The following is a 7,672-nucleotide window of genomic DNA, read 5'->3' as shown; positions in this document are numbered from 1 at the left end:
CGCCGCGGCGAGCTTCGGGCACCTCCCCGGCATCTTCGTCCCCGCCGGTCCCATGACGCCGGGCCTGCCGAATGACGAGAAGGCCAAGGTCCGCCAGCGCTTCGCCACCGGGGAGGCCACGCGGGCCGAACTCATGGCGGCCGAGATGACCTCCTACCACGGCCCCGGCACCTGCACCTTCTACGGCACGGCCAACACCAACCAGATGCTGATGGAGTTCATGGGCCTGCACCTGCCCGGCTCCAGCTTCGTCAACCCGAACACGCCCCTGCGCGAGGCACTGACGGTTGCCGCCGTCCAGCGTGCGGCCTCGATCACCAATCTGGGCAACGAGTACCTGCCTGCAGGCGAGGTGATGGACGAACGGGCCTTCGTGAACGGCATCGTGGGCCTGATGGCCACGGGCGGCTCCACGAACCTGGTGCTGCACCTGCCCGCCATGGCGCGCGCGGCCGGGGTCCTGCTCGACATCGAGGATTTCCACGATCTTTCCGAAAACGTCCCCCTGATGGCGCGCGTTTATCCGAATGGTCTGGCCGACGTGAACCATTTCCACGCCGCAGGCGGGATCGGCTACATGATCGGTCAGTTGTTGGAGGCCGGTCTGCTGCATTCCGACGTCAAGACGATCAACGGAACCGGCCTCGACGGCTATACGCGTGAACCCAAGCTGGACGGCGAGCGCATCCGGTGGGAAGACGGCGCGCGGGACAGCCTGAACGACCGCATCCTCCGTTCGGCCAGCGACCCCTTCGCCAAAACAGGCGGACTGAAGCAGCTGCAGGGCAATCTGGGCCGGGGCGTGATCAAGATCAGCGCCGTGGCCCCCGAACGCCGCCTGATCGAAGCCAAGGCCCGCGTCTTCAGCGATCAGGAGGCCGTCAAGACGGCCTTCCGCGCGAACGAAATCACCGAGGACACGGTTGTTGTCGTTCGTTTCCAGGGCCCACGCGCCAATGGCATGCCGGAACTGCATTCGCTGACGCCGACGCTGGCCGTTCTGCAGGACCGGGGCCTCAAGGTCGCGCTGGTCACGGACGGGCGGATGTCGGGTGCCTCGGGCAAGGTGCCGGCCGCGATCCATGTCTCGCCCGAGGCGGCCATGGGTGGTCCCCTGGCGCGCCTGCGGGACGGCGACCGGGTGCGCCTGGATGCCGAGGCGGGAACGCTGGAATGCCTGGAGCCTGATTTCGAGACGCGCCAGCCCGTGGCCTTTGATCCCGAAAGCAGCAGCGTGGGGCTGGGCCGCGAAATGTTTGCAGCCTTCCGCGCGGTGGCCGGTCCCGCGACCGAAGGCGCCGGCGTCGTCGTCTGACCGGTTCAGACCCCTTCGACCTCCGGCATGGTGGGGGGGCCGAACCGTTCCAGCATCCGCGCCCTGATCTGGTCGCGGGTTTGCCGGTAGACTGCAAGCCGCGCTTCGCGCCCCTCGGCCAGACCGGTCGGATCCATGACAGGCCAGTATTCGACCTCCAGATGCGCATGGCGCGTCATTTCCAGCGCCATGCGCTGGCTGGCCGGGGAAAGCGCGATGATCAGGTCGAACTGTCCCAGATCGTCACCCCAGTCCTGCATTTCATCAAAGCTGCGGCTGCGGTGTGCGGCCAGTGGAACGCCGATCTCGTCGCAAACGGCGATGGCAAAGCCGTCCACCTCCATGTCGTTCTTCACGCCCTCCGACTGCACATAGGCCGTGCTCCCATAAAAGCGTTTCATCATGCCCTCTGCCATGGGCGAGCGGATGGCATTGTGGTCGCAGCAGAACAGCACCGATGAGGGGAACTTGTCCTGCGCCATGAGCCTAGCCTTGCGGGATCAGGGCGCAGATCAGGGTGAACAGCCGCCGCGCCGTGTCGATGTCCAGCGAAGCCTTGCCTTCCAGCCGCTCCTGCAGGGTGCGGGCACCCTCGTTGTGGATGCCGCGGCGGGCCATGTCGATCGCCTCGATCTGGGCCGGCGGCAGGCGCTTGACGGCATCGAAATAGCTTTGGCAGATCTGGAAGTAATCCTTGACCACCTGCCGGAACGGTCCCAGCGACAGGTGAAATTCCGCAACCTTTTCGGTCGCTTCTGTTTTTACATCAAAGACCAGCCGTCCTTCGCGCATGCACAGTTCCAGCACAAAGGGCCCGTCCGGGGCCGTTGCGCCGTCGCGGCCGGGGACGGCAAAGCTGTTGTCCTCGATCAGGTCGAAGATGGCGACCCGCCGCTCCTGCTCCATTTCGGGGGTGGCAGGCGCGATGGCACTGTCATCGATCTCGATGCGGATGATCCGGCTCATTCCGACGGCCTTTCGTTCAGCGTCCCCAGACGAGCCTGAACCGAAGCGCCATGCGCCTGCAACCCCTCGGATGCGGCCAGGCGAACGGCGGCGGGTCCGATTGCCGCCAAAGCACCCGGCGACAGGCGGGCCATCGTCGTGCGCTTGAGGAAATCGAGCACCGACAGCCCGGAGGAAAAACGCGCCGAACGCGCCGTCGGCAGGACATGATTCGGCCCACTGACATAGTCACCCACCGCCTCGGGCGTATGCGCCCCCAGAAAGATCGCGCCGGCATGGAGGCATCGGGTGGCGAGTTCCTCGGGGTCATCCACGCACAGTTCGAGATGCTCGGGCGCAATGCGGTTCGACAGTGCCGCCGCCTCGTCCAGATCGCGTACCACGATCAGCGTGCCATAGTCGCGCCAGCTGGCACCCGCGATGGCCGCACGATCCAGCGTCGGGATGATCCGCTCGACCGCCTCGGCTACCTTTCGGGCCATGGCGGGATCGGTGGTGATCAGGATGGACTGCGCATCGGCGTCATGTTCGGCCTGCGCCAACAGGTCCCAGGCCAGCCAGTCCGGGTTCTGATCGCCATCCGCAATGACCAGCACCTCGGAAGGACCGGCGATCATGTCGATCCCCACGCGGCCAAAGACCTGCCGCTTGGCCGCCGCGACATAGGCATTGCCGGGCCCGGTGATCTTGTCCACCGGCGCGATCGTGTCGGTGCCATAGGCCATGGCCGCCACCGCCTGCGCACCGCCGATCCGGTAAATCTCGGTCACGCCCGACAGTTGGGCCGCCAGCAGGACCAGCGGGTTGATCACGCCCCCGGGCGTGGGCACGCAGATGACCAGCCGGTCGACCCCTGCCACGCGCGCGGGAATCGCGTTCATGAGGACACTGGACGGATAGGCCGCCTGCCCCCCCGGAACGTAAAGACCCGCGGCCGATACCGCGCTCCACCGCCAGCCCAGGGTTGCGCCATCGGGATCGGTCCAGTTGGCATCGTCGGGTATCTGCCGGCTGTGATAGGCGCGGATCCGTTCGGCCGCCAGGGCAAGGGCCGTACGGTCCTCGGGACCGACCCGGGCGACCTCGGCCTCGATTTCCTCGGGCGAAAAGCGCAGCGTTGCAGGCGTCAGTTCCAGCCGGTCGAAGCGGGCAGTCAGTTCGCACAGCGCCAGATCGCCCCGCGCGCGCACATCGGCGATGATCGCGGTCACCGCATCGTTCACATCGGTCGAATCCTCGCGCTTGGCCGACAGCATGTGCTGGAACCCGGTCTCGAAGTCGGCGTCACTTGTGTTCAGAAAGACCGGCATGCTGTTTTCCCCTTGGAAGATCGCGCCTTGGTAGCGCCTGATCCGCTGCGGCTCAAGCGCCGGAACCGCAGAGGTCAGCCGACAGCGGCATCAGCATTTCGATCGGCCGGATGCCGCGGGTGTTCGTCAGCCCCTGTCGTCCGCGGCTCCCAAATCCGGCGATCAAGGGCGATTGCCGGATCATCCGAGGCAATGACATGAACCCCGACCCGCCGCCGCGCCATTCCGCCTGCACCCTGCACTTTGCCTTGGCCGCACGCTGCGGGCTCGGTGAAGACGACATTAGCCAAGCGCATGACGGATCGCGGGCATTCAAGCCACCTTGCACTGGCTATGGCCAAGAGTACTTGACCTGATTGCCCGCAGCGAAGATCGTCACCCTGATCAGCCGCGCGCCAAGATTGGCCAGCAGACTGTTTTGCCATTCCACAAATGTGGCGTCAAAGGCCAGCGGCGCCTTGCGCAGTTGCTCCGCCATTCGGAGGCGCGCGCAAGGCTCAGCCGCCATGTTTGAATAGTTGCGGCCGAAACTCACTCCGGATGCTGGGGCACCTTGCCAGATACGGCATGATGCGGCCGTGTCACGTCCCGCAGGTCGAGATTGATGCATTCGACCTCGGCCAGGATGGTGCCATCACCCGCGAAATCCAGCAACAGGCGACCCGTTCCATCCTCTCCCGGCTGCCAACGGATTGCCAGCAGTGACAGAACCGTATCCACATCACGCCCCACACCGTCGCTGACAACCCGTGTCACGTCACCGATGACAAGAACCGATCGGACGCGCTCGAATTCTCGGCCTTCGGTGCGGGCGGCGTCGGCATCCTCCCACCGAAAGCGCGTGATCAGCAAGGCCAGGCGCCGGGCCTTGGTGTCATGGCTGATGTCCGCCCCCGTCAGTACCGCGTCCTGCACAAGTGCGGACAGAATACGCAGATCGACCTCGTCCTCGGCCCTCAGGGCCAGAGGACGGGGGTCGGCATCGCTGAAACGGGCGTCTTCGGCCATGGTCATTCCTCCTTCACGCGTTCGATATGCGCGCCAACGCTGCGCAGCTTGCGGACCACGTGTTCGTAGCCGCGATCCAGATGATAGACACGGCTGACCATGGTCGAGCCTTCGGCCGCCATGCCTGCCAGAATCAGGCTGACCGAGGCGCGCAGGTCCGTCGCCATCACAGGCGCGCCCCGCAGCGTCTCCACCCCCCGTACGGTAGCATGGCCGCCGTGAACTTCGATCCGCGCACCCATCCGGGTCAGCTCCGGGGCGTGCATGAAGCGGTTCTCGAAGATCGTCTCCTCCAGCACGCTTGTGCCGTCGGCCAGACACATCAATGCCATGAACTGCGCCTGCAGGTCGGTGGGAAAGCCGGGGAAGGGCTCGGTCGTGACATTCACGGCCTTCACACGCCCGTTCTTGCGGGCAACCTTGAGACCACGCGCGGTTTCCTCGACGCTGATGCCTGCCTCGTCCAGTTTTTCGCAAAAGGCGGACAGCAGCTCGATCCGGCCACCCAGCAATTCAACCTCGCCTCCGCACATGGCGGGTGCCAGCATATAGGTTCCAAGTTCGATCCGGTCGGTCACCACCGGATGCGTCGCACCATGCAGCGCGTCGACGCCCTGGATAGTGATGGTTCCGGTGCCCTCGCCTTCGATCTGTGCACCCATCGCGCGAAGACAACGGGCCAGATCGACGATCTCGGGTTCGCGCGCGGCGTTTTTCAGAACGGTTGTCCCGCGGGCAAGAGTTGCCGCCATCAATGCGTTCTCAGTCGCGCCGACCGACACGATCGGGAATTCGAAGACCGCCCCCTGCAGGCCACCGACCGGCGCCTTGGCATGAACATAACCGTCACGCAGGTCCAAGCTGGCGCCCATGGCCTCCAGCGCGCGCAGGTGCAGGTCAACAGGACGCGCCCCGATCGCGCAGCCCCCGGGCAGAGACACCTCGGCCAGCCCGTCACGTGCCAGAAGCGGCCCCAGCACCAGGATCGAGGCACGCATCTTGCGCACGATGTCGTAATCGGCCCGGTGGCTGGTCAGGGCATGGCTGGACAGCGCCAGGACCTGTCCCTCCTGCAGGGACGCGACTTCGGCCCCCAAGGATCCCAAGAGGGCGGTCATGGTGCGGATGTCCGACAAGCGCGGCGCATTGGTCAGCGTCAATGGCTGATCCGTGAGCAGCGTGGCGGGCATCAGCGTCAGACACGCGTTCTTGGCGCCGGCGATGGGGATTTCCCCTTTCAGAGGGCCGTTCCCCTCGACGATGATCTGGTCCATCAACTGTCCTTGCCTGCATCGCCATCCGCATCCGGGACGGTCTTGTCGTTGTTGTCATGCCCCACCGCCCGCGCCCTTGCCTGCGCCTTGCGCCGCGCCAGATTCGCACGCAGCGCCTGACGGAGCCGCTCCTCGCGGCTATCGGGCTTGGGTTTGTCATCGCGTCGGTCGGTCATGGCGTCCCTGTTAACCTCGCGACGTCCTGTCGTCCAGCAAACGCACGCATTCCAGCGTGCCAATCGGCGAAATCCGGAAAATCCGCACGACCCCCCTTGCGCGGGGCCCGGGCATTGTCTAAACGCCCCTCCACCGGCGCTGTGGTAGCTCAGTGGTAGAGCACTCCCTTGGTAAGGGAGAGGTCGAGAGTTCAATCCTCTCTCACAGCACCAGTTTTTACTGAGAATTTTGAAGAGCTTGTGGCACTTCAAGGGCTTGAAGCTCTCTCGGTGGTGTACATAACTCTCCGAATGCCAAGCCCGAGCAAGCACCAGAAGACCGGCGTCTACTGCCTAACAGTCCGAGCTCCAACTGACCTTGTGCAGCATGGCGCAAGTCCTGTCGTGAAAGAATCACTTCGTATGAGGGACTCTGCCGAGGCCAAACACCGGTTCTCCCTCCGGTATAAGTTGCAGCGCGAATGACAGACTGCCCGCTCAGGTCCCGCAGCAATTCCTCCTGTCCAACTTTCCGCACTGGCGGGTAAAGGGCGCCGCGAACTGGACGAGGTGGTGAAGCTAGAGCCTGGGGAGCCGCGCCTTTGGAGAACTTTCATGGACGCACGGCTTCAGGCCTGCGGGGGAAAAAAGCGCGCCCATGACAGGCGCGGCCGCCTCCTCGGATGAGCAAAGGGCGGGCTGAACACCAGGCTGCACGCCGGGAGGGATGCGCAAGACAGCCCGCTGCTTTGCATCGCCCTCGAGGTGGGCACGGTCAATACAAAGCGCTTCCGGGTTGTTCAGTTCACCCTCAACTTCAAGAGATGGGCTGGTCAAGATGATAAAAGGGGCTGCCGAAGGGCTCGCTAAAATTGACCCAGCGAAGAGGAAAGGTCGGAGAATGAGCCCGTGAGGTTGCGGGGGGTGATGACCAAAGGGTGCAGAGCGGACCCTTATGGTGTACAAAGACTGACCTTGGCATGGCCATAGAACAAGGGCGATAGATGGACTTCGGACAATAGGTGCGCGAACGTGCTGGCGAAGGCCGTCACCGAAGGTATGACGCCCTTGTTGCAGAACGCGTCCTGCCGCAGGATCCCTGCGGTCACCTGGTCGGGTCAGCGTGCTCGCATGCCAAGGCCTGAGCCTGCCCGCTACCGCACGACGCACGGTCTCGCCATGACGCGCTGAGGCGGCGCAGGTCGCCGCATGCTCTGACCGATGCGAAAGGCCGCGCCATCCGGTTCCTGATGCCGGCAGGGCAGAAACGGTGACCATACCGGGGCGGGGCAGGTCGATCCGGGCGGGTTGTCCTGACCGCCCGCCGGTGTTTTTCCGATGCGGCGATCCCGTTCTGCCTGATGGTGAAGGTGGTCTTCGGCCTGCCGCTTCGGCAAGGCGCGGGCATGGCGGTCGGCGTCCCGGAGATGGCGGGGCTTAGCTGGCCGGTACCGGACGTCTCCACGGCTCAAGCCGCAGGCAGAAGGCCTGCGTGGCCCAGAGATCCCGCCGCGCGCCGGGGCCGCTGAACCTGCTGATGGACAACGAGGCGCACCTGATCCCGACGGTGCCAAGCGCATCAACGCCGCGTTCTGCAACATAGGCAACTGCCCCAGACGCAAGGGGATTTCGAAGCTTCTTGTG

Annotated in this window: 8 protein-coding genes, 1 tRNA gene and 1 pseudogene; 3 read left to right on the top strand and 7 right to left on the bottom strand. The window is 64.9% G+C overall.

Annotated elements, in window-relative coordinates:
* The coding region (locus ACLHHB_RS13880; RefSeq protein ID WP_410218873.1) for a dihydroxy-acid dehydratase at positions 1–1,315 on the top strand (1,315 nt) is incomplete at its 5' end.
* A gap of 5 nt (positions 1,316–1,320) precedes the next feature.
* Here the strand turns inward: ACLHHB_RS13880 and ACLHHB_RS13875 are convergent.
* The 7 genes from ACLHHB_RS13875 to ACLHHB_RS13845 all read right to left on the bottom strand — a co-directional run bounded on the left by ACLHHB_RS13875 (position 1,321) and on the right by ACLHHB_RS13845 (position 6,049).
* Positions 1,321–1,797 (bottom strand): low molecular weight phosphatase family protein, encoded by a 477-nt coding sequence (locus ACLHHB_RS13875; protein WP_410218872.1) that lies wholly within the window; start codon positions 1,795–1,797, stop codon positions 1,321–1,323.
* Between the two features lie 4 nt (positions 1,798–1,801).
* The gene (locus ACLHHB_RS13870) at positions 1,802–2,281 is read right to left on the bottom strand and encodes a UPF0262 family protein (protein WP_410218871.1); all 480 of its coding nucleotides are present in this window, start codon (positions 2,279–2,281) and stop codon (positions 1,802–1,804) included.
* A complete protein-coding gene (hisD, locus tag ACLHHB_RS13865) occupies positions 2,278–3,591 on the bottom strand; it encodes a histidinol dehydrogenase (RefSeq protein WP_410218870.1) in 1,314 nt (437 codons plus the stop codon). The genes ACLHHB_RS13870 and hisD overlap by 4 nt, the downstream gene beginning before the upstream one ends.
* A 331-nt stretch (positions 3,592–3,922) precedes the next feature.
* Positions 3,923–4,069: a hypothetical protein gene (locus tag ACLHHB_RS13860; protein WP_410218869.1), complete on the bottom strand. Its 147-nt coding sequence runs from the start codon at positions 4,067–4,069 to the stop codon at positions 3,923–3,925.
* 53 nt (positions 4,070–4,122) lie between these two features.
* Positions 4,123–4,599, bottom strand: coding sequence for a DUF2948 family protein (locus ACLHHB_RS13855; protein ID WP_410218868.1), 477 nt, complete (start codon positions 4,597–4,599; stop codon positions 4,123–4,125).
* A gap of 2 nt (positions 4,600–4,601) precedes the next feature.
* Positions 4,602–5,873 carry a UDP-N-acetylglucosamine 1-carboxyvinyltransferase gene (murA, locus tag ACLHHB_RS13850; RefSeq protein ID WP_410218867.1) on the bottom strand — a complete coding sequence of 424 codons (1,272 nt, stop codon included), beginning with the start codon at positions 5,871–5,873 and terminating at the stop codon, positions 4,602–4,604.
* Positions 5,873–6,049 (bottom strand): hypothetical protein, encoded by a 177-nt coding sequence (locus tag ACLHHB_RS13845; RefSeq protein ID WP_410218866.1) that lies wholly within the window; start codon positions 6,047–6,049, stop codon positions 5,873–5,875. The genes murA and ACLHHB_RS13845 overlap by 1 nt, the downstream gene beginning before the upstream one ends.
* Positions 6,050–6,187: 138 nt before the next feature.
* Between ACLHHB_RS13845 and ACLHHB_RS13840 the strand changes: the two genes are divergently transcribed.
* Together ACLHHB_RS13840 and ACLHHB_RS13835 are read left to right on the top strand one after the other, a co-directional pair.
* Positions 6,188–6,262 (top strand) — tRNA-Thr (locus tag ACLHHB_RS13840).
* 1,066 nt (positions 6,263–7,328) lie between these two features.
* Positions 7,329–7,574 (top strand): annotated as a pseudogene (locus tag ACLHHB_RS13835) (transposase); the annotation flags it as partial.
* Between the last annotated feature and the right edge of the window lie 98 nt (positions 7,575–7,672).

This window comes from Paracoccus sp. (in: a-proteobacteria) (assembly GCF_046462195.1).
Classification (GTDB): domain Bacteria; phylum Pseudomonadota; class Alphaproteobacteria; order Rhodobacterales; family Rhodobacteraceae; genus Paracoccus.
The sequence above is the reverse complement of the archived record's forward strand: the minus strand, read 5'-3'. Positions and strand labels throughout refer to the sequence as shown.

Coding starts and splice junctions, on each gene's coding strand:
- hisD (WP_410218870.1), bottom strand. CDS start 3,591: ATGCCGGTCTTTCTGAACACAAGTGACGCCGACTTCGAGACCGGGTTC.
- murA (WP_410218867.1), bottom strand. CDS start 5,873: ATGGACCAGATCATCGTCGAGGGGAACGGCCCTCTGAAAGGGGAAATC.
- ACLHHB_RS13870 (WP_410218871.1), bottom strand. CDS start 2,281: ATGAGCCGGATCATCCGCATCGAGATCGATGACAGTGCCATCGCGCCT.
- ACLHHB_RS13855 (WP_410218868.1), bottom strand. CDS start 4,599: ATGGCCGAAGACGCCCGTTTCAGCGATGCCGACCCCCGTCCTCTGGCC.
- ACLHHB_RS13860 (WP_410218869.1), bottom strand. CDS start 4,069: ATGGCGGAGCAACTGCGCAAGGCGCCGCTGGCCTTTGACGCCACATTT.
- ACLHHB_RS13875 (WP_410218872.1), bottom strand. CDS start 1,797: ATGGCGCAGGACAAGTTCCCCTCATCGGTGCTGTTCTGCTGCGACCAC.
- ACLHHB_RS13845 (WP_410218866.1), bottom strand. CDS start 6,049: ATGACCGACCGACGCGATGACAAACCCAAGCCCGATAGCCGCGAGGAG.